This is a genomic window from Kaistella yonginensis, assembly GCF_030409525.1.
Lineage (GTDB): Bacteria > Bacteroidota > Bacteroidia > Flavobacteriales > Weeksellaceae > Kaistella > Kaistella yonginensis.
In genome coordinates, this window is the sequence record NZ_JAUFQB010000017.1 from 66,698 (window position 1) to 88,555 (window position 21,858).

Annotated in this window: 20 protein-coding genes; 2 read left to right on the forward strand and 18 right to left on the reverse strand. The window is 37.3% G+C overall.

The window, feature by feature from the left end:
• Positions 1-266: 266 nt before the first annotated feature.
• On the forward strand, positions 267-2,825 hold the full coding sequence (locus QWY78_RS06240; protein WP_290217636.1) for a M4 family metallopeptidase: 2,559 nt from the start codon (positions 267-269) through the stop codon (positions 2,823-2,825).
• Positions 2,826-2,976: 151 nt separating this feature from the next.
• Here the strand turns inward: QWY78_RS06240 and QWY78_RS06245 are convergent, their stop codons facing one another.
• Positions 2,977-4,431, reverse strand: a complete 1,455-nt coding sequence (locus tag QWY78_RS06245) for a glycosyltransferase family 4 protein (RefSeq protein WP_290217638.1) — start codon at positions 4,429-4,431, stop codon at positions 2,977-2,979.
• 356 nt (positions 4,432-4,787) lie between these two features.
• On the opposite strand from QWY78_RS06245, the gene QWY78_RS06250 reads away from it, so the two are divergent.
• Entirely contained in the window at positions 4,788-5,549 is a 762-nt protein-coding gene (locus QWY78_RS06250; RefSeq protein ID WP_290217640.1) for an exodeoxyribonuclease III, read from the forward strand.
• A gap of 146 nt (positions 5,550-5,695) precedes the next feature.
• On the opposite strand, the gene QWY78_RS06255 is transcribed toward QWY78_RS06250, so the two are convergent.
• The 17 genes from QWY78_RS06255 to QWY78_RS06335 all read right to left on the reverse strand — a co-directional run bounded on the left by QWY78_RS06255 (position 5,696) and on the right by QWY78_RS06335 (position 21,850).
• Entirely contained in the window at positions 5,696-6,316 is a 621-nt protein-coding gene (locus QWY78_RS06255; protein WP_290217642.1) for a class I SAM-dependent methyltransferase, read from the reverse strand.
• Between the two features lie 375 nt (positions 6,317-6,691).
• Positions 6,692-7,069, reverse strand: a complete 378-nt coding sequence (locus QWY78_RS06260; protein ID WP_290217644.1) for a septal ring lytic transglycosylase RlpA family protein — start codon at positions 7,067-7,069, stop codon at positions 6,692-6,694.
• Between the two features lie 343 nt (positions 7,070-7,412).
• Positions 7,413-8,714 (reverse strand): 30S ribosomal protein S12 methylthiotransferase RimO, encoded by a 1,302-nt coding sequence (rimO, locus tag QWY78_RS06265; RefSeq protein ID WP_290217646.1) that lies wholly within the window; start codon positions 8,712-8,714, stop codon positions 7,413-7,415.
• 60 nt (positions 8,715-8,774) lie between these two features.
• Entirely contained in the window at positions 8,775-9,977 is a 1,203-nt protein-coding gene (locus QWY78_RS06270; protein WP_290217648.1) for a cation:proton antiporter, read from the reverse strand.
• 189 nt (positions 9,978-10,166) lie between these two features.
• Positions 10,167-11,024: a glucose-1-phosphate thymidylyltransferase RfbA gene (rfbA, locus tag QWY78_RS06275; RefSeq protein WP_290217651.1), complete on the reverse strand. Its 858-nt coding sequence runs from the start codon at positions 11,022-11,024 to the stop codon at positions 10,167-10,169.
• 50 nt (positions 11,025-11,074) lie between these two features.
• On the reverse strand, positions 11,075-11,353 hold the full coding sequence (locus QWY78_RS06280; protein ID WP_290217653.1) for a GxxExxY protein: 279 nt from the start codon (positions 11,351-11,353) through the stop codon (positions 11,075-11,077).
• 24 nt (positions 11,354-11,377) lie between these two features.
• Positions 11,378-12,469 (reverse strand): dTDP-glucose 4,6-dehydratase, encoded by a 1,092-nt coding sequence (rfbB, locus tag QWY78_RS06285; RefSeq protein ID WP_290217655.1) that lies wholly within the window; start codon positions 12,467-12,469, stop codon positions 11,378-11,380.
• 63 nt (positions 12,470-12,532) lie between these two features.
• The gene (gene rfbC, locus QWY78_RS06290; protein WP_290217657.1) at positions 12,533-13,078 is read right to left on the reverse strand and encodes a dTDP-4-dehydrorhamnose 3,5-epimerase; all 546 of its coding nucleotides are present in this window, start codon (positions 13,076-13,078) and stop codon (positions 12,533-12,535) included.
• A gap of 2 nt (positions 13,079-13,080) precedes the next feature.
• Positions 13,081-14,214 carry an aminotransferase class I/II-fold pyridoxal phosphate-dependent enzyme gene (locus QWY78_RS06295; RefSeq protein ID WP_290217659.1) on the reverse strand — a complete coding sequence of 378 codons (1,134 nt, stop codon included), beginning with the start codon at positions 14,212-14,214 and terminating at the stop codon, positions 13,081-13,083.
• A 9-nt stretch (positions 14,215-14,223) separates the two neighbouring features.
• On the reverse strand, positions 14,224-14,865 hold the full coding sequence (locus QWY78_RS06300; RefSeq protein ID WP_290217662.1) for an acetyltransferase: 642 nt from the start codon (positions 14,863-14,865) through the stop codon (positions 14,224-14,226).
• Positions 14,865-15,470: a sugar transferase gene (locus tag QWY78_RS06305; protein ID WP_290217664.1), complete on the reverse strand. Its 606-nt coding sequence runs from the start codon at positions 15,468-15,470 to the stop codon at positions 14,865-14,867. The genes QWY78_RS06300 and QWY78_RS06305 overlap by 1 nt, the downstream gene beginning before the upstream one ends.
• 107 nt (positions 15,471-15,577) lie before the next feature.
• Positions 15,578-16,789, reverse strand: coding sequence for a glycosyltransferase family 4 protein (locus QWY78_RS06310; protein ID WP_290217666.1), 1,212 nt, complete (start codon positions 16,787-16,789; stop codon positions 15,578-15,580).
• 8 nt (positions 16,790-16,797) lie between these two features.
• Complete coding sequence (wecB, locus tag QWY78_RS06315; RefSeq protein ID WP_290217668.1) at positions 16,798-17,934, reverse strand: non-hydrolyzing UDP-N-acetylglucosamine 2-epimerase; 1,137 nt, start codon at positions 17,932-17,934, stop codon at positions 16,798-16,800.
• Complete coding sequence (locus QWY78_RS06320; protein ID WP_290217670.1) at positions 17,882-19,111, reverse strand: O-antigen ligase family protein; 1,230 nt, start codon at positions 19,109-19,111, stop codon at positions 17,882-17,884. The genes wecB and QWY78_RS06320 overlap by 53 nt, the downstream gene beginning before the upstream one ends.
• Before the next feature lies 1 nt (position 19,112).
• The gene (locus QWY78_RS06325; protein ID WP_290217672.1) at positions 19,113-20,231 is read right to left on the reverse strand and encodes a polysaccharide biosynthesis C-terminal domain-containing protein; all 1,119 of its coding nucleotides are present in this window, start codon (positions 20,229-20,231) and stop codon (positions 19,113-19,115) included.
• A gap of 6 nt (positions 20,232-20,237) precedes the next feature.
• Complete coding sequence (locus QWY78_RS06330; RefSeq protein WP_290217674.1) at positions 20,238-20,663, reverse strand: WxcM-like domain-containing protein; 426 nt, start codon at positions 20,661-20,663, stop codon at positions 20,238-20,240.
• Between the two features lie 152 nt (positions 20,664-20,815).
• Positions 20,816-21,850, reverse strand: a complete 1,035-nt coding sequence (locus QWY78_RS06335; protein WP_290217676.1) for a polysaccharide biosynthesis protein — start codon at positions 21,848-21,850, stop codon at positions 20,816-20,818.
• Between the last annotated feature and the right edge of the window lie 8 nt (positions 21,851-21,858).

Here is a 21,858-nt window from a genome sequence, read left to right on the forward strand (position 1 = left end):
TCCGCAATGACCGGTGCATATTGATTAATTTTTCATTGTTTCATTTGCAAGTAGATTTCCAAATAAATTTTTCTGAACTGAACACCACTCGTTGTTAATTATTAATTTTTAATTATTATTTATTAATTAACGCTACTTTTCTCTCTTATAAACCGCATTTTCATTATAAAATTGATAAGTTTACTCCCTATTCTATCCTTTTTATTCAAAAAAATTAAGCGTATTTGTTCACATTATCTTATATTTGTGTTCAATCAAATAACCTTATGAAAAGAATAATACTACTTGTTATTTCCTTGTCTTTTGTTGAGGCTTTCGCCCAGGAATCCAAAGAATTGATAAAGTTAAAACAACAAACCAATGCCAGTGTTACCCTGAGCAAAAGTACGGCGAACCCGAATTTTATAAGATTTGGAAATGCTTCGACCCTTCAATTGAGAGGAACATCATCGAGCGCTAAAGTAGCTGACTTTCTCGCTAGCAACTTTAAAGCTTTTAATCTGACTTCCGCCCAGGATATGGTTTTAGTGGAAGAATTTAAAGACAATTACGGTCTTCACAATGTTGTTTACCGACAATACTTTCAGGGGATTCCTGTTTACGATGGCCTGTTGAAGTTCCATTTTAATTCAAAAGGACATCTGTCTTCCCTCAACGGAAATACCATTTCTAAAATTAAAGTCAGTACCAAGGCAAGCATCTCTTCAGTTGAAGCAGCAGCAATTGCCAAAAAATTAGTGACCCAACAAGCACTCAATATTTCGGGCTCCCCCTTACAAATCGGAAAGAATAATTTATTAATTTTTCCAAAAAATCTGGTCCAAGGCGGTCAGGTCGTTCCGTATTTAGCCTATGAAGTTGAAATTACCAATAAAAATGATGTTCGGGAATTTATATTTATTGATGCCCACACGGGCGACTTGGTGGAGCAGTTTACCGGCATTCATCCGATCGACCGTAAATTATATGAAAAAAGCACCAGTGCAGCCAATTTAAAATGGAAGGAAGGCGACGCTTTTCCGGGAACTTTAGATCAATGGCAACAGAGTGAAGTCATCACTTCTGAACATGTTTATAATTTCTTCAAAAATGCTTTCAGCTATATCTCGTTCAATAATGCTGATGCTTCCATGATTACAGTGAATAATGATCCCAACATCTCTTGCCCGAATGCCAACTGGAATGGGGTGACGGCAAATTATTGTACCGGTACGGCCTCGGACGATGTGGTCGCACACGAATGGGGACACGCTTACACGGAATACACCAGCGGTTTAATTTACCAATACCAATCCGGCGCACTCAATGAATCTTATTCTGATGTTTGGGGCGAAACCATCGACATGCTGAACGGTTACGATGATGCAGGCGAAAACTTAGCTGTTCGTACAACCACCTCCTGCGCCAATACCCAACGGTGGAAAATGGGCGAGAAAGCGACCGCTTTTGGAAGTCCAATTCGTGATATGTGGAATCCGAACTGTAATAACAATCCAGGTAGTGTGCTCGACGCAAGCTATTACTATTGTGGCACCGGAGATTCCGGCGGTGTGCACCGCAATTCAGGAGTCACTAATCATCTATATGCTTTATTGGTAGATGGCGGCACGTATAATGGCTATACCATTTCGGGCATCGGTTTCGTGAAGGCCGCTCATTTGTGGTGGAGAGCCCAGAAAAACTATCTGACTCCTACCAGCAATTTTGCAATTTTCGCAGATGCTCTAGAAGCGTCCGCTAATGACCTCATCGGCATCAACTTAGAGGGATTATCTACCGACAATACTCCGGCAGGTCTTAGCGGACAGTCATGGCAAGTGGGCGATCTTCAAAATCTTCAAAATGCCATCTTAGCGGTACAATTACGATCTTCACCCAATACCCAATGTAATTATATACCTTTGTTAAAAGCAACACCAGACTTATGTGCCACGGCGGTCACCGGTGCGATTTTTACAGAAAACTGGGAAAATGGTTTAGGAGGCTGGACGGTTAATAATATCCCGACTAATCCTTCTTCCTGGGAGAATAGGAACTGGGTGGTCAAAGGTAATTTGCCTAAAGGGAGAACCGGAAGCGCAATTTTCGGAGCAGATCCCGTCAATGGCAACTGTACGACCAGCATGCAAAACGGAATCCTGCGGTTGGAAAGTCCCGTAATTACTTTCCCAGCTTTTACGGCGGGAAAATACGAAATGGCCTTTAATCATTATGTGTCCACAGAAGCAAGTTGGGATGGTGGCAATATCAAGTACAGCCTGAACGATGGCGCGTGGACTTTAGTTCCAAAATCTGCCTTCAGTCAAAATGGTTATAACCGAAATTTAGACAATACCTCAAACAATGACAATCCGATGAAAGGACAAGCTGTCTTTTCGGGAACCGATGGTGGCTCATTGGATGGTAGTTGGGGTCAAAGCGTTATCGACCTTTCAAAAGTCGGAGTGGTATCGGGTGCCAAAATTAAATTCAGATTTGAAATGGGAACCGATGGTTGCAATGGTAATGACGGTTGGTATGTAGACGAAATTTATGTGTATAATTGCGACAGTCCTTTGCTAGCCGTGGATCAAAACTCCCTAAAAAGCGGTTTGCAGGTTTTCCCCAATCCAACCTCGGGATTGCTGACCATTCAGCACCACAAGCAAATGAAACTGAACAGTGCACAGGTCTACTCTACTACTGGTCAATTAATTAAAAGTTTTAAACTGGATCAAAATGGCAAGAGTTCGATCATCGACTTAAGCGCATTTGCGAAAGGGACTTATATTGTGAAAATAAATTCAGACACCGAGAGCAGCAGTGTCAAAGTAATTAAAAAATAGGTTAGATCATGTTTCATGAAGATCCGGGAGAGTTTAACTTTTCCGGATTTTTTTGTGCGGCGTGCGGGGTTGGGAATTGGGAAAATACCAATTGACCATTATTCAAAGGGGTCACTTTAGACTTGCACGCTACGCATTCACTTTAAAAAACTCAATTATTGGAAGTGGGGTTTGCTCGGCTTACTGCAGAGGATTTATTAAGAACGGCGGTATATTCTAACAGCAACTCGTCCCACAGGTGCTGATGCGAATACAATTCTTTGATTCTTTGGCGACTGGATTGTTGTAGGTTTTTGGTAAAGTCGCAGTCATTAAGCAATTGTAACATCGCATTTTTTAATGCTTCTTCGGATTTTGCTGGGATTATGAGGCCATTAATCCCGTTCGTAATGATCTCATTACACCCATTGATATCGGAAACTATACTTGGCAAACCCATGGCTCCTGCCTGTAAAACAGCATTCGGAAAACCTTCTCGGTAACTTGGCAAAACAAGGCAATCTCCTAAAGCCAAATAAGGACGAACGTCTGTTACAAAACCCGTGCTGATAATATGCGGGTTATTATCAATTTCTGCTCGGGTAAGTCCCAAGATTGGATTGAGCGCTTCGTCCAAAGCGCCTACCATTAATAACTTTACGTTTGGATATAATTTGTGAATCTGCTGAACACCTTGAAGGCCATCATCTCCAGTTGGGTTGATTCCTGATTTTGTCGTTTGATACCGGTAGATTATTTTACCCAATCGGTTTCTTAGATTAAGCCCCGTAACCGAGGTGGAATGTTGAAAATAACTTTCTGAAAGTGTAAGCATTTCCTCTTCAGATGAGGTGATCGCGGTTAGCATCGGCTGTCTCACAAATTTTTCATTTTGACTTGCGCGCTCCGAAGTAATCGTTATTTCTTGAACGTTCGATAATTCTGAAATTGATTTGAAAGCTGAAATCAGTTCATTGACTCCTTTGTCTTTAACAATTCGTCCTAAAAAAATAAAGACAAAATCGTCCAAGTTGATTGCTAACCTTTCTCTGAGCAAATCGATGTCTTCTACGGAAACCGCAGCACGATCGAAATGGTGCAGATCAATCCCATTGACATTACCATTTGCAATAATTTTTAAATTTTTAGAGGTAATATTGTACCGCTCCAAATCTTCTTTCACCCCTTTCCCTTCGGGATAAATATGGGTAGCACAAGCACACAAAAGCCTATCCATCAGAATGAGTATATATTTCAAGATGCCAGTTTTATAAGGAAATATCAGTCCCGTAAAGGTATGCATTCGTACCGGAACCCCTGCCAAGCGAGCTGCCATCATGGCAAGCAGACCGGCTTTGGGTGTAATAGAATGAACGATATCTGGTTTTTCTTTTTGAAAATATCGGTACAAATTCCAGAGCGAAACCAAATCGCGGAGTGGTGAAATGGCGCGCTGCATATCAATTTCATAGGACTTTACACCTTCTCTTTGTACCAACTGGTCTAACTCTGCGCCCGGACTTGAAATGGCTGTTACCTTGTAAAACTGATTCAAATAGCGCAACTGCCCTCGCAATAAAATATCAAGAGATTCGGGTACGGTGGCGATTCGGAAGAGTTTTTTCACGGTTTTTATAAAGAGCACCAATTTATAAAAATAAATCTTTAAAGGGTTGTTATATTTAAAAAAGTCGCAAAAATATTTTAAAAACAAATAGATTTCTGCTAAAGATTATTTTACTACTTAATAAAAAAACAGCCATAAATACAGACTATTGCGCACGAAGTCAACGTTGAATAAAAAATTAAATGATTCGATTTTGCTGATCAACATTTTTTCGAGATTCCACTCAATTGTTCTTCATAGGGTGAAAATTAAGGAACAAACGAACTGCAATAAAATGTTAAAAAAAAATTCCAAAGCCTGAAGGTAATGCACATCAAACCTCTTTATAATTTGTATTTTTGAAAAAATATATTTTAATGAAAATCATCTCTTATAATGTAAATGGAATACGTGCAGCTTTTACCAAAGATTTTTTAGGCTGGCTAAAAGTTGCGGATCCCGATGTAATCTGTATTCAAGAAAGCAAAGCAGGCAATGACCAAATCGATATTGAAAGTTTGGAGAAAAATGGCTATTTCAGTTATTGGCACTCTGCGCAGAAAAAAGGTTATTCAGGAGTGGGAATTGCATCTAAAGTTGAACCCAAACATATTGAATACGGTTGTGGTGTGGAACATTATGATTCTGAAGGCAGAATTATCCGTGCTGACTTTGAAGATTTTTCAGTGATTTCAGTTTATGTTCCGTCGGCTTCGAATATTGAGCGATTGGATTTTAAGATGAAATTTTGTTACGATTTCCTAGCTTATATTAAAGGGTTAAAAAAAACAATTCCTAACCTTATTATCTGCGGTGATTTTAATATTTGCCACAAAGCGATCGACATTCATAATCCAGAAGGCTTAAAAAACACTTCAGGCTTTCTACCAATAGAAAGAGAATGGATGACGCAATTTATCGAAGAATGTGAATTGATCGACAGTTTTAGATTTTTCAATGATCAACCAGATAATTATTCCTGGTGGAGTTACCGGCAAAATTCCCGAGCCCGAAACAAAGGTTGGCGCTTGGATTATAATTTTGTTTCGCATTCGCTGAAGCAGAAACTAGCTCGTGCGGCCATCTTGAGTGAGGCCGTACATTCGGATCATTGTCCGGTTATGGTAGAACTTTACTAACTTGTTGATCCATATTGATAAGTGATAGGGTTCAACGATTAGGATAAGGACTTAGGCCAAAGTGAAAATTCTGGATGTTTAGAAAGTTATTTCACCAGTAAAAAATTAAGGTAATAAAAATTATAAAATTTAAAAAACCACCCATTTCACAATCTTCGAAAACTGCAGAAAACAAAATTTTGTATCGTATCAAAAGGTGTTGGATGATCGACGTACTTACAATTTATTTTTTCAAAATATTGTGCAAATCGATTTGTTAATGATGATTTAGAATATTGTTTGATCGTTAATCCGCTGCATTTTTTAGGTCCATTTTCAGAAAAAGTTCCGATGATTAAAATGCCATTTTCTTTAATATTATTTTGAACGGTTTCAATATAATCGCTTATTTCTTCTTCTTTCGTTAAGAAATGAAAAGCCGCTCTATCATGCCAAAAATCGTATTTTTCAGCTGGTTGAAAGGTGGAAATATCGGCAACAATCCATTTTACTTTTTGGGCTTTTTCGCCTAATCGAAGTTGTGCTCTTTCCAAAGCGGAAGCAGAAATATCCACGACGGAAATATTGTTATAACCCAAATCTAAAAGATGATCCACCAAAAAACTATCTCCACCACCAACGTCTATAATTTTTGCGGACGTGGGAATATTAAATTCTTTTAAAAACTCGAGAGAAGTTTTAGGAGTAGGTTGATACCAACTTACGTCTTTCAGATCTTTGGTTTGGTAGATGTTTTCCCAATGGGATTTTCTTTCTGTTTGATTCATTTTATTTTTTTTCAATAAAAAAATATCCCAATAGCGCGGACTTTACTTTTTTTTAGTCATGGAATGCATTTGCGAGGGGAAACCCATCCTAATAATCGGTAGTTAAAAATAAGTTAGTTGTACCTGTTACTTCTGGCTTTGGTTTTTAATTTACGACGTAACGAAACAATTCGGCAGCTGTGATACAGTCATCTTTTAGGTTTCAAACCGGGCATAGATCGGTTGCTATTGTTGCGACCCGAGCCGAATGGAGCTCTTTTTGGGTCTCCCGACATTTCGGGAGACCCAAAAAAGCGGGAATGGAGCGAGGAAATAGTCGCCCAAATAAAAAAGCTGACTCTAGTGAATCAGCTTTGGTTGTTTTAAACGGATTTATTACCCGTTGTCGATAATTTCGTATTCTACAGGCATGGTACCTCTTGCGGTATTTCCTATGGCCTGAAACGCTGCTTTTGAAAGGTCGAGTGCTCTGGCAGAATGAAAAGGACCGCGGTCATTTATTTCTACTACGACACTTTTCCCTGATCTCAGGTTGGTTACTTTAACCATCGTCCCGAAAGGAAGCGTTCTGTTTGCTGCGGTCATTTTCGAATTGCTGAAAATATCACCGCTTGCTGTTTTTCTACCGTTGAACTTATCGTGGTAGTACGATGCAAAACTTGTTTTTTTAGCATCTTCGGTATTATTCTTGAATGAATATGTTCCGAGTGTTGAAATCATCATTATGATTAGGAGTGTTCCTCTTTTCATCATTTTGAATTTATTTTTATGGGTTTTGACTCTGCAAATTTATCCCGAAATTGATTTATACAACACTCTATAGGTTAAAGTCTCCTAATGAATTGTTAAATTTTTGTTAACAACCCCCGCATTCTCTCTAATAGCAGTATCTCGCAAAGGTTGTTAATTTGTGTTAAAAACAATAGGCAAATGTTAACGTTATTAACTAACCATTGCATAGCACCGAAAGATTTAGTATCTTATATCGCTGATTATCAACTGCCTAGATAAAAAATACTCCCGGAATTTCCAGAAGTATTTTTCTCTTTAATTTCATTACATATTTGACAATAAATCGCATTATAATTGCAAAATCCTAAACTAATTCACCATACAAATCGAACTCTTCTGCAGCAGTAATTTTAATTTCGGCAAATTCTCCGATTGACAAATAGATATTTTCGGCCGGAACTAAAACGGTATTGTCTACATCTGGTGAATCGAACTCTGTTCTGCCGATGAAATAATTACCTTCTTTGCGATCGAAAATACAACGGTAGGTTTTTCCGATGCGCTCTTGGTTTTTTTCCCAAGAGATTTGCGACTGCAGTTCCATGATTTCTTCTACTCGTGCTTCTTTTACTTCTTGTGGCACATCATCTTCTAAAACATAAGCGGTCGTATTTTCTTCGTGTGAATAGGTAAAACAGCCTAAGCGATCGAATCTTTGTTCGCGCACCCAATCTTTCATTTCCTGAAATTTCTCATCTGTCTCGCCCGGAAAGCCAACAATTAGGGTTGTTCTAATGGCCATGTTTGGAACCATTTGTCTGAACTTCGCTAAAAGGGCATTGGTTTTTTCATGAGAAGTTCCTCGCTTCATGGCTTTCAACAAATCGGAGTTGATGTGTTGTAATGGAATATCAATATAATTACAAACCTTAGGTTCGTTTTTAATAATTTCTAAAACATCTTCCGGAAAACCAGTTGGGAAGGCGTAATGCAAGCGAATCCACTCAATGCCTTCCACTTTAACCAAGCGTAAAAGCAAATCACCCAAAGCTCTTTTTTTATAGAGGTCTAGACCATAATACGTTAGATCTTGGGCGATCAAAATTAATTCCTTCACTCCTTTTTTGGCTAATTTTTCGGCTTCAATCACCAAATTTTCCATAGGAGTTGAAATATTTTTACCTCTCATTAAGGGAATTGCGCAGAAAGAACACGGCCGGTCACATCCCTCAGAAATTTTCAAATAGGCGTAATGTCTTGGCGTGGTTACCATTCTTTCGCCCACCAATTCATGCTTATAATCAGCACCAAGATGTTTTAGTAAAAGCGGTAAATCTCGCGTTCCGAAATACTGATCAACATCTGGGATTTCTCTAAGTAAATCTGGCTTATATCTTTCTGACAAACATCCTGTTACGAATACCTGCTCTACTTCACCACGATTTTTCGCTTCTACAAATTCAAGAATGGTATTGATGCTTTCTTCTTTTGCATTATCGATAAAACCGCACGTATTAATAACAACGATATCGCCTTTATCTTCATGTACGACTTCTTTTCCGTTGGCTTGCAACTGCCCCATCAACACCTCCGAATCGTAGACGTTTTTAGAGCATCCAAGTGTTACGATATTGATTTTCTTTTTCCCGACTGATTTTGTGCGCATTATAAAATTTATTGGGCGCAAAGGTAAGCATATTATCGTAAAAATTTATTCTTCCTGTTGTTAGTCTTTCGGTAAGCTTTCAGGTTGAACCAATTCCTTTTGGGATTTTTTTTCAAAAAGCAGTCCGATCATCATTACAAAAGTGGTGAGCAAAATAACCTGAATGACCACCGATTCATTCAATAATGAAAATCTTTGTTCTGGCGTAATACTTAAAAAAAGTAAAATGGTAATTAACCCGCGCGGTGCGATATAGAATAAAGGTTGCAGATCCATTTTCCCTAATTTAAGAAAGATAGCGCGCAATACATAAATGGAGGTAACGATGGAAACCGACCACACCAGGGAATCTTTGTTAATGATATCTTCGGTCTTTAAAACAAAACCAAAAACGATAAAAAATAAGGTGCGCACGATAAAAGTGGCTTCTATAACCACATCTTTAAAATGCTTGACTTCTTTGTTAAATTTTGTAAATCGAAAATTTCGCAGCAATTTCACATTTTTTAATTCATCAATATTACCCAAGACCAAACCGAAAAACAAGATAAAAATAAGGGCTGGAAGATGGTAGATTTTCGAAATTTGATAAATTAAAATATTAAGAATAATTATGGGCCCATATTTAATGTGATGATCAATTTTTGCAAGTAGAAAGGCTAAAACAAGCGAGGCCACCACCGAAATTAAGAGCATTAGAAAAAACTGACCTGCAAAATGGAAAGCTCCGGTTAAGGTAATTGCAGTACCAAAAGTGGCGAAATTAAAGAAAATTACTCCTATAATATCAGATAAACTGCTTTCATAGGTGATAAATTGTCGCTTTTCTTTGGTTAAGTTAATGGCACTGGGAATTGCAATAGAACTGCTGATGATGCAAAACGGAATAATATTAATTAAACTCTGTTTGAAAGAAATCCCCCACTCTACATTTAAAAAAATCGAAAAACCGATTGCGATAATAACCAACGGAAATAAGGCAATGAGCATGGATTTTTTGACCAACTCCTTTTTTGATCTGTTTAATTCTAATTCAAGCGAGCCTTCCAGCACGATTAAAATAAGCCCGACCGTTCCTAAAATAGGTAGAATCACATTGAGGTTCGGCACGATAATATTAAATAATCCACCAATTTGATTCAAGAACCAACCCGTGGCCAATAAAAAAATAACTGAGGGAACCTTAGTAAATTTTGTCGTGACATCAAAAAGATAGGATATTAAAAGTACGACGCAAATTCCGATAATAAATAATTCAGCCATGAAGTAAATGTATAAAAAAAGTGCGGAACATGGCAGGTTTCTCGTGATTTATTGAAAAAACATCATCATTAAATTGCATAGAAAACCTATTTTAGCAGCGAAAAAATCAAAACGCTTTTCCTATTTACGGATAAACAAAAAGAGAATCCACTCGGATTCTCTTTTCTATTTCTCTAAAAAAACAGGTGTTTAAACCAAGTTTTTCAAATAATCTCCATATCCACTTTTGCCATATTTTTCGGCAGATTGCAGTAATTGTTCTTTATCAATAAACCCTTTTTTATACGCAATTTCTTCGATACAAGAGATTTTGAATCCTTGTCTTTTTTCTAAAACCTTTACAAATTCTGAGGCTTCATGCAAAGAATCGAAAGTCCCAGTATCTAACCACGCTGTACCGCGCGACATTACGCCGACTTCCAGCTGGCCTTTTTCAAGATAAATTCGGTTAATATCGGTGATTTCGAGTTCTCCACGAACGGAGGGTTTTAAATTCTTTGCATACTCGACCACCGAATTGTCATAGAAATACAAGCCAGGCACGGCAAAATTAGATTTTGGTTCTTCTGGTTTTTCCTCAATCGAAACTGCTTTGAAGTTATCATCAAATTCGACCACGCCATATCTTTGGGGATCAGAAACCTGATACGCGAAAACGCAACCTCCTTTAACCTTGGTTTTGCTGGATAGTAATTCCGGCAAACCTGCTCCGTAAAAAATATTATCGCCCAATACCAAAGCCACAGAGTCGTCTCCAATGAATTCTTCGCCCAAAATAAATGCCTGCGCCAAACCATCTGGAGAAGGCTGAATTTTATACTGAATCGTACAGCCAATCGCAGACCCATCGCCTAAGAGCTTGATGAAGCCTTCCTGGTCATGTGGTGTTGTAATAATTAAAATATCTTTAATTCCGGCTAACAATAAAGTCGAAAGCGGATAATAAATCATGGGTTTGTCGTAAACAGGCATTAACTGTTTGCTCACTGCGATGGTCAGTGGATAAAGTCTTGTTCCGGAACCGCCGGCTAAAATTATTCCCTTCATTTTTAAATGCGAATTTCGCGAATTTTTCGAATTACTCGAATTTCGCTGTGTTATAGATTTATTATTCTTTTATATTTTAAAGATTTCTCGCCAAAATTGATCAGAATTCCTAATTTTTTATTGATTGCTTTTAGATAATTTTGCAACTGTCTGGAAAAAATTTCCAACTTCTTTTCTTTTTCAAACGCGATAGTATTTTTCTTAAATTCTTTCTCCAAAACTTCGCTGTAAACCGCTTCCAAAAAACCACCGCCTAATGTAGAATGAATGTTCTTACAAATTCCAATAATCTGATAACTTTCTTCTTTAAATAGAATTTTTTCTTCCATTACAGCACCATTCATGAAATTCGTCTAATTCGTATCATTTGTATATTGCGAAGCATAATATTTCTGATAGTCTCCTGAATTAACATTCTCCAACCAATCTTGATTTGTGAGAAACCAATCAATCGTTTTTCCCAAACCTTCCTCAAAAGTTACACTTGGTTTCCATCCTAGATCATCGCTTAATTTTGTGGCATCAATGGCGTACCGTAAATCATGACCTGGCCTGTCTTTAACGTAAGTAATTAATTTTTCTGAATGACCAGCAGGATTTCCTAGTTTTTCATCCATTTGCTTAATGAGTTCTTTTACCAAATCGATATTTTTCCATTCGTTAAACCCGCCAATATTATAGGTTTCACCGGTTTTAGCTTCAAAGAATATTTGATGAATTGCTTTCGCATGATCGATGACGTACAACCAATCTCTTGTATATTTTCCGTTGCCATAAATTGGGAGTGGTTTTCCGGTCAAAATATTAGAAATACAAAGCGGAATCAACTTTTCTGGGAAATGATTGGGGCCATAATTATTAGAACAATTTGAAATAATAAACGGCATTCCGTACGTATTTCCATAAGCGCGAACCAAATGGTCAGAAGCCGCTTTACTCGCTGAATACGGAGATTTTGGATCGTAAGCTGTGGTTTCTAAAAAGAACCCAGTGTCGCCTAAACTGCCATAAACCTCATCGGTAGAAACATGATAGAAAAGATTTTTTCTGGTTTCCTCAGGGAAATTTCCATGTTGATGATCTGGGTTTAAAGTCCAGAATTCTCTGGCCAAATTGAGCAGGTTTGCAGTTCCGTTGACGTTGGTATTAATGAAGGCATTTGGATCGGTGATGCTTCGGTCAACATGACTTTCTGCCGCCAAGTGAACGATTGCATCTGGATGGTGTTTTTCAAAAACTTTTCTTAATTCCCCAACATTGGTAATATCGGCTTTTTCGAAAACATAGTTGGGTTCGTTTTCTATATCTTTTAAGTTCGCTAGATTTCCAGCGTAGGTTAAAGCATCGAGGTTGATGATTTTAGCATCCGGATGATTTTTTACAAATTCGCGTACGACGTGCGAACCGATAAATCCGGCTCCACCCGTGATTAATATTGAGTTCATATTTTGAGTTATTGCGTATTTAAATTATTGCGTATTTAAAAATTAATATAGAAAAGAAATTTTCTAAAAATTTTTCTCTACAAAGGTAGGTTGAATTTTATCTTTATCCGAAAGAAGCACCTCTTGCAACGGCAATTTCCAGTCGATTTGTAAATCTTGGTCGTTCCACAAAACACCTCCTTCCGATTCTCTATTATAAAAATTATCGCATTTATAAGCAAAAATTGCTGTTTCCGACAAGACAGAAAATCCATGTCCAAATCCTCTTGGCACGTAGAATTGTAATTTATTATCGGCAGAAAGCTCCACCCCAAACCATTTCCCAAAGGTCGGAGAATCTTTTCTTAAGTCCACCGCAACATCCCAAACTTTTCCTTCTAAACAAGAAACCAATTTTGCTTGGGCATGTTCTCCCTTTTGCAAATGCAGTCCGCGAAGAACGCCATAAGAAGATTTTGAAATATTATCTTGCACGAAATGACCGTTCATTCCGGTGAGTTCTTCAAATTTTTTTTCGTTGAATTTTTCGTAGAAATAGCCACGTTCATCTTCAAAAATGGTGGGTTCGATGATGTAACAGTCTGTAAGGGGTGTTTTTTTAATGGTCACTTTTATTGCTTTAATTTTACGATAACGTCTTTAATTCTGATTCGATCGGCATCGGTGAGACTTGAGCCAGAGGGTAAACATAAACCATTATTAAATAATTCTTCTGCGACCTTAGTGCCATAGTAAGGGGTGTTTGCAAAAATAGGTTGCAGGTGCATAGGCTTCCACAAAGGTCGTGATTCTATATTTTGGTCCAAAAATTTCAATCTTAACTCTTCGCAGGAAAAGGCAGCTTTCTGTGGGTCTATAGTAATTGCAGATAACCAGTGGTTGGATTTGTAATCTTGATTGGGTTCCACAAAAACGGCAATCCCCTCAAAATCTTTAAAAAGATCTTGGTAAAATTGATTATTTTTTCTTCTTGCTGCAACTCTTTGATCTAAAACTTCCATTTGCCCTCTACCAATACCGGCTGAAATATTACTCATGCGATAGTTATAGCCAATTTCGGAATGCTGATAATGAGGAGCATCGTCTCTGGCTTGGGTAGAAAGAAAAACAGCTTTTTCTTTTCCTTCTTTCGTTTTACACACGAGCGCGCCACCTCCGGAAGTGGTAATGATTTTGTTTCCGTTAAAGCTCAATATCGACATTTCACCGAAGGTACCACAGTTTTGACCGCTATAGGTTGAACCCAAAGCTTCCGCAGCATCTTCAATTAATGGTATTTGGTATTTATTTGAAATTTCAAGAATCTCTTTCATCTTAGCTGGCATTCCGTAAAGGTGTACAACGATGATGGCTTTTGGTTTTTTCCCTTTGGCGATTCGATCTACTATTGCTTCTTCGAGTGCAATGGGACACATGTTCCAGGTTTCTTTTTCGCTATCGATAAAAACAGGCGTTGCCCCTTGATACGCAATGGGATTTGCTGAAGCAGAGAACGTAAAGGTTTGACATATAACCTCATCATCACGTTTTACCCCTAAGATTATTAAAGCCAAATGCAATGCAGCAGTTCCGGCACTTAAGGCAGCAACTTCAACATCATGATTTAAGTATTTTTTTAAATCGTCTTCGAAATTATTAACATTTGGACCTAAAGGAGCTACCCAATTTTGTTCAAATGCTTCATGTATATAATTCAATTCTGTTCCACCCATATGTGGTGAAGAAAGCCATATTTTAGAATTCATTTTGATAATTTAATTGTGAAATTTAATTGGTTTAGCTGGAATACCAACCGCAGTACAATGTGATGGAAGTGATTTTGCAACTACAGCGCCAGCTCCTATAATCGTGTATTGACCAATTTCTAATAAATTTATAATTTTAGCTCCAGTTCCCACATAAACACCCTCTTGTAATACGACCTCCCCAGATATGTTTACACCAGGCATGAATGAAGAATAGCTGCCAACAGTTGTGTCATGACCGACCGTACATGAAAGATTAAGAATCACAAAATCTTCAATTTTTATATTTACAGTAATAACGACACCTGCACAAATAATGTTTCCTTTTCCTAGAACAACTTCATCAGTGCCAATAAACACGTTGGGATGTATTAAATTAGGAAAATCGATATGATTGTTTTTTATAAGTTGCACGATACTTTTTTTGGTGTGCGGATCAGCAATGCTGATTGCAATAGAAAGATTTTCTCTAACACGATTTATATCATCTACTTTTCCTAAATAAGGCAGCCCATTTATTTCGGCATCAAAAAATTTATCATCATAGAAACCTACAATTTCAAATTGGGGGTCGACTTTATTAATTTGTTCAATTAACATCTTAACTTCCCGCCCAAATCCACCTGCACCAATAATTGCAATTTTTTTCATTATATATTTCCTTTAAATTCTTCAGAGGTCACATGTCCCTCTTGTGTTATACCTTCTGATACAAATACTTTCTTCACGGTCATCAGCAGAATTTTCACATCCAATAAAAAACTCAGATGATCAACATACCAAACATCGTACTCAAATTTTTGCTCCCAACTGATGGTGTTTCTCCCATTCACTTGTGCCCAACCTGTGATTCCTGGTTTTACTTCATTTCTTCTTCTTTGCACATCGTTATAAAGTTTCAGATATTCCGGAAGCAACGGGCGTGGCCCAATTAATGACATTTCCCCTTTCAAAACATTAATGAGCTGCGGAATTTCATCTAAAGAGGTTTTCCGTACGAAAGCACCAATTTCTGTTAACCTTTCGGAATCTGGCAACAAATCACCATTACTATTTTTCCGGTCATTCATTGTTTTGAACTTAATAATCTTGAAAATCTTTCCATTTTTCCCTGGTCTATTTTGAAAAAAGAAAGGTTTCCCCTGATTTGAAAAGAAAAGGCCGATGGTAACGATCACAAACACGGGACTTAAGAGCAATAAACCTAAAAAAGAAGCGATAAAATCAAAAAAAGTCTTGAGAGCGGTTTTGTACATTATTGTTTACTTTAAACGAATTTTATTTGCAAATTTATCGAAATTTTATGATTCTATTTTGCAAAATATTGATGAGTTAGTTTCGATTTGATTATAAAAACTAGGCCTTATTTTAGCTTATTGATGATTTTCTCATACGACTGTGAAACCAAAAAATTTTCTTCTAAATAGGTGCTACAATTTTCACCCAATGTTAGAAATTCTCCTGCAGTTAAATCACAGAAATAGTCAAGTGCTTTTTTCATCTGCGCGGCATCTTCCGCAAGAACATACTTCCCGCACTGGTTTTTTTCTACTTCTGTTCCAACATCAGTATTTCCATCTGCTGCAACTAAAACAGGCAATTTCGCTTCTAAATAAGACAACAATCGCGAGGGGAAATTGGGGATGGTAAAGTCTTTGTGAAGAAAGATCATTCCTATATCGCAAGATTTTACAAGACGATCATATTCGATCTTGGGCACCCCGAAAAGCAATTGGGCATTCTGCGGTTTGTTTTCTTTAAACCAATTTTGAATGCGCGTAAACTCTGTTCCTGAGCCTACGATGAGAAAATAGATTCGAGGGTCATTTTTGGTTGCTTCGATGGTTTGTAATAAAAAATCTAACCCTTGTGGAATTCCCAGGTTGCCACCATAAATAAAAATTTTTCTGTTTAAGGGCAATTTGTATTTTTCTTTAATTAAAGTTTTTTCCTCCTCGCTTAAACTTACATATGGGATTGGTGCGATAGAGTTGGGATTAACCTCGACCTTTAGTGGATTAACAGTGGGATTGTGAGCCAATACATACTGTCGATTAGCTTCTGACATGCATCCAATAAAGTCAGAAACTTCATATAGTTTTTTTTCTTTCGCTCGGAAAACCTTATAGATTAAACCATTCTTCGACATCAGTTTCATATCCACCGCATTTTGAGGGAAAATGTCTTTCAGCAGTAGATAGGATTTTGCACCATCTCGCAACTTTACATATTGAATTACTTTTGAAAACGTAATGGGCGGCGTAGAATACAAGACCAAATCAAACTTTACGTTTTTGAAATATTTTTTTAAGGCGTAAAGATAGAGATATTCAATGCTGAGCGTAGCCAAGCCTTTTTCAACACTGTTCGTTTTCTGGATATTCAAAGTTTTTACATTCAGAAAGTGTGCATTCTGTTCTGAGCTTAGGCTCGAGGCATTTTTTTCTCTTCTTTCAGTTGGGCTTATAATATAAATATTATGCTGGTGTGCAACAAATTCACGCATCAGGTCATGATAAATCCCCCTTGCTTGCAAGGTATCAATTTTCAGTAACGTAAGGAATAATATATTCATCCCTTCTTTTAAAATTTACTCCAAACAACCCTGTTTACATAATCCGTGTAGCTCAAAATAATTCGAACCACTTTCTGGGAAACATTGGGCATCGAATAATCAGAAACACAACGATAATTTCTTTCTGAACCAGTTTTTTGTTGTTGCAGTTGTGTTAAACCCTGCATAATTCTTTCCGATGAAAGCCCTACCATCATTACACTTGCCTCCTCCATTGCTTCGGGTCTTTCATGTGCGTCTCTAATGTTTAAAGCACGAAAATTTAGAATAGATGATTCTTCTGAAATGGTTCCCGAGTCTGATAAAACGGCATAACTGCGCATTTGTAAAGCATTGTAATCATGAAAACCCAAGGGTTTTAAAAACTGAACTTCTGGACGTACTTTTACTTGTTTTTTATCGATCATATTTCGTGTTCTCGGATGAGTTGAAACAATAATCGGAAACCCAAATTTCTCTGCAATGGCATTTAAGCTTTCGATCAAACCCTCAAAATTCTTTTCAGAATTAATATTTTCTTCACGGTGTGAACTGACCACAAAATATTTTCCTTCCTCCAAATGAAGTTTCGACAAAATGGTTGATTTTTCAATTTCAGGGAGGTAATGATTTAAAACTTCAAACATGGGGGATCCAGTTTTAATGATTCGATCAGCAGGAAGCCCTTCTCTTAGTAGATATTCACGAGCGATATCGCTGTAGGTTAAATTCACATCAGAAGTATGATCTACAATTTTACGATTGGTTTCTTCGGGTACTCTTTGATCGAAACATCTATTTCCGGCTTCCATATGGAAAATCGGAATTTGTCTTTTCTTCGCAGGAATTGCGCACAAACAAGAGTTGGTGTCGCCCAGGACCAAAAAAGCTTCTGGCTGTAATTCTTCTAAAAGTGGATCTATTTTAATGAGGATATTCCCAACGGTTTCGGTCGCTGTTTTGCCAGCAGCTTCTAAAAAGTAGTCAGGTTTTCTTAAGCCTAAGTCTTCAAAAAATATTTGATTAAGTTCGTAATCGTAGTTTTGACCGGTATGAACGATGGTGTGTTCGATGGCTTCTGACTCATCTAGTGCGATCAGAACGCGTGACAGTCTAATTATTTCCGGACGGGTTCCTACGACCGTCATTACTTTCATTTTCTTCATTGTGATTGTTTAAACTAATACCTATTATGATGCTGCTAAAATACAAAAATTCTGGTACGGAATATAGTGCAAAAGAAGTGGATGAAAGTACGAAATATTGCAAAAATAAAGTAAAAAATAAAAGATGATAGCAATTGTTGATTTTAAAAGAAAAGAGACTGAAATTCTGAAAGACTGGCAAGAATTTAAGTACATAAATAACAAGTCCTACTACTCCAGTCGCCATTAACAATTCTAAAAAAAGATTATGCGGATACATCCCATCTTCATAATGCGTTCTGCCACCAAATAATTGGCTGGCTTTAAAAATATCCAATGCTCGTTCAAAAAGTGGTGTTCTTAAACTATTGTCCCCTTCAAAAAGCCACTTGTAAGTTCGATCTACAAACATAATTTCATATTGATCACTTTTTCCGAAGTAATAAATCCCTACTATTGCTAGGCAAAGCAAAAGTAAAAACATTCCAATGAATTTAAAATTTCTCTTCACAATTAAAAGGTATGGAACAACCACCATGATCGCCAAAAACGGACTTCGAGCACCTGCTATGAAAATAGTATACAAACCGAGTAACAAACCGTATCCCGTTATATATAAAGACAACCCTTTAGCATCGAAAAATATAAAAAATAGAGAAATCAGGGCTAATGATGCACCTAAGTGACCATAAGAAATATAGTAAATACTAAAGATAAATAAACGACTGGAGCCATGTGGCATTACCAAAGCATACATCAAATTGATAGTAAGCATCGCCAATAAAGTATAAAAAAAGCCCTTACTTACTAAGGCTAAATCAACCTTTTTATAATCGATAAAGAGTAAGGCAACGGAGGGAATCCAGGCTATCAATAGAATTCTTATATAAATTTCTAAAAATCTTTCTCCAAACAATTCGGTGTAGAAATCTTGAGTAAAACTTAGGTAACTTTTTGTGAGATAAAGCAACCAAAAGAGGGTCAGCGAAATAACTGCAACATTTCTTAACTTTTTAAAACTGAAGTTTTTATAAATGATATATAAGGAAAAGAAAAACACCAACAATCGGTAAGGAACCGAAAATATTTTAGAATCCTCCACACCCAATGGTGTAGCAAATGCACTAAAAACGGTGTATCCTGTAACGATAAGTAGTAAATACCAGACTTCTGACGTATACTTTTTAAAAATATCCATTCTAAACCTTTTCAAAATAAGTATCTGGATCTACCGCATTATAGGGTTCGTTGATCCAAAAAATGGTTAAAAGTTCCTCGTTCCCAATATTTTTTATATTATGGGTGTACCAAATCGGCATATCTACGTAGGCAGGCTCGCTTCCATCCAAATAAAAATCAAATACTTCGGTGGTATTGATCTTCCTTAGTTGAATTAAGGCCTTCCCTTTAATTACAGTAAATCGTTCAATTTTCCGGGTATGATAATGATCTCCGCGGGTAATGCCAGGAACGGTGGTAGAAAAAGAACATTGTCCGCCAATACCAAGCCGGATTACTTCTACAAAAGCTCCACGCGGATCAGTATGCTGCGTTAATTTTACGGGATAATGGGTGGCCATATCAAAATAACAGCGGTAGGTGTTGAAAAGCTGATAATCAAAACTGGTAGTAAGCTCTGGAATTTCGCCACCTTCAAAATAAAGTTTTTTGAAGTTTTGTAATTTTCCTAAAACTTCAGATACTTTAATTGAAGTTGTAAAAGGCACTACGTATTGTTCAATGGTACTGCTCCCCTGAATTTGGTTAAGCATTTCCTGAACCAGCTCACCTGCATAAATTAATTTCACCTCGCCATCCATATCGATCGTTGGCGTTTCACCATGACTTAATTGATGACAAAAAGTGGCAATGAAAGAGTTATAGTACGGCTGGCCAAAAGGACCAAAAACATTAGGTATAATCATTCCGGTAAAAATACCACCGGCGTTTTTCGCCCACTGAGCAAGGAGTGCACGTCCTTCTTTTTTAGACTTTCCGTAGAGGTTATCTCTTTCTTCCTGCGAAGAAGAAGAAAATAAAACATGGGGTTTGGAGCCAGTCCGTTCTAATGATTCAACCAAGGTAGTGACCAATCCTACATTTTGCTTATAAATTACCTCTGGATCGGGATGCCGATTCATGGCCGCCAGATGCACAATTACATCGCACTGTTTCACAAATTCATCCAGCATATCTGGGTTTTCAAAATATTCTTTTTGAAAATCTATTCGTTCATATTCCTCGGGATTTAAACCCAACGTATTGTATAAATGGGATCCTACAAAACCGTTTTGACCGGTAATTCCTATTCTTTTCATTTCTTCTTAATCTTTGTTGTCATTAAAATAGTCACTCGGAAATCTAAATTCATCTTGGATTTCACCCAGTTGATAATCTGCCAAAAGCAACAGCTTGGATTTCTCTTCCAAGGCTTGAATGGATGATGCAAATCCAGCAGGAACGTGCAGTACATCAAAATTTTCCGTAGTTAAGACAAATTCGAAGATTGGTAAATCTTTACTGGGGTTTTCCCAATTGTCAATGGGTACTAATTTGATTCTAAAAGATCCCACAACTGCTACAAACCAACGCTGCTCTATTTGATGACCTTGCCAAGCACGTACAAAATCCAAACTTTCATTTTCGATGGTGTACACTCTTTTTACCCCAAATGAATTAAAATCATTATTGAAGGACAAAGTTCCTCGGTGGTCGGTATGATGATTCCCCTTAATTATTTTTGGTTGCACTTTATTTCATTTATTTTTAAATCTTCTCATTTCTAAAGCAATAAAGTTCATTTGCCTAAAAGTACATCCTATTTTACTGTTTTAAAAAATACTGATTTTTCGGTTTTTTACTTACAAAAAAAATATCGTGAGACGGTTTGTTGATAGTAGTTTTAATACGGATATTGCATCACCTCTTCGCCGAAAATTTCTTTCCTTATCAAAGGCAAAGTTGAAATTAGTTTCTTAAGACCTTCCACATCTTGTTGTTCAGCGTTATGAGAATGGTAATCTTCTCTCATAGAAATATCTTGTTCTCCTTCTGAGAAATATTTAGCATAATTCAGATCTCTGTTATCTGCGGGAACCCGGTAGAAGTCGCCCATATCTTCAGCATTCAGCATTTCTTCTCTGGTGCAAAGTGTTTCGTACAATTTTTCGCCATGCCGCGTACCAATAATTTTTATCGGGGTTTCTTTGCCAGAAAGCTCCATTAACGCTTGCGCTAAATCGCCTATTTTACCTGCTGGCGCTTTGTTTACAAAAAGGTCGCCTGCATTTCCGTTTTCGAAGGCAAATAAAACCAAATCAACAGCATCTTCCAAAGACATGAAAAAGCGTGACATATTCGGGTCGGTAATGGTGATTTGTTCTCCTTTCTGAATTTGATTCAAAAACAATGGAATTACAGAACCGCGCGAGGCCATTACATTCCCGTAACGGGTTAAGCATACGGTGGTATCTGTTAAGTTTCTTGCTTCTGCAACGGCTACTTTTTCCATCATCGCTTTAGAAATACCCATGGCATTGATGGGATAGGCTGCTTTATCGGTGCTGAGGCAGATTACCTTTTGTACTTTATTTGAAGCCGCAGCACGAATCACATTTTGGGTTCCTTCTACATTTGTTTTTACTGCTTGCATTGGGAAAAACTCACAAGATGGCACTTGTTTTAAGGCGGCCGCATGAAAGACATAATCCACGCCACGTGTTGCAGGTTCTACACTGTTAAAATCGCGCACATCTCCGATGTAGTATTTTATTTTATCATTTTTGTAGAGGTTCCTCATATCGTCTTGTTTTTTCTCGTCGCGGGAAAAAATTCGGATTTCTTTGAAATGATCAGTCGCTAAAAAACGGTTGAGGACTGCTGTACCGAAGGAGCCTGTTCCACCGGTGATGAGTAGGACTTTATCTTTGATTTTCATAATTTTTT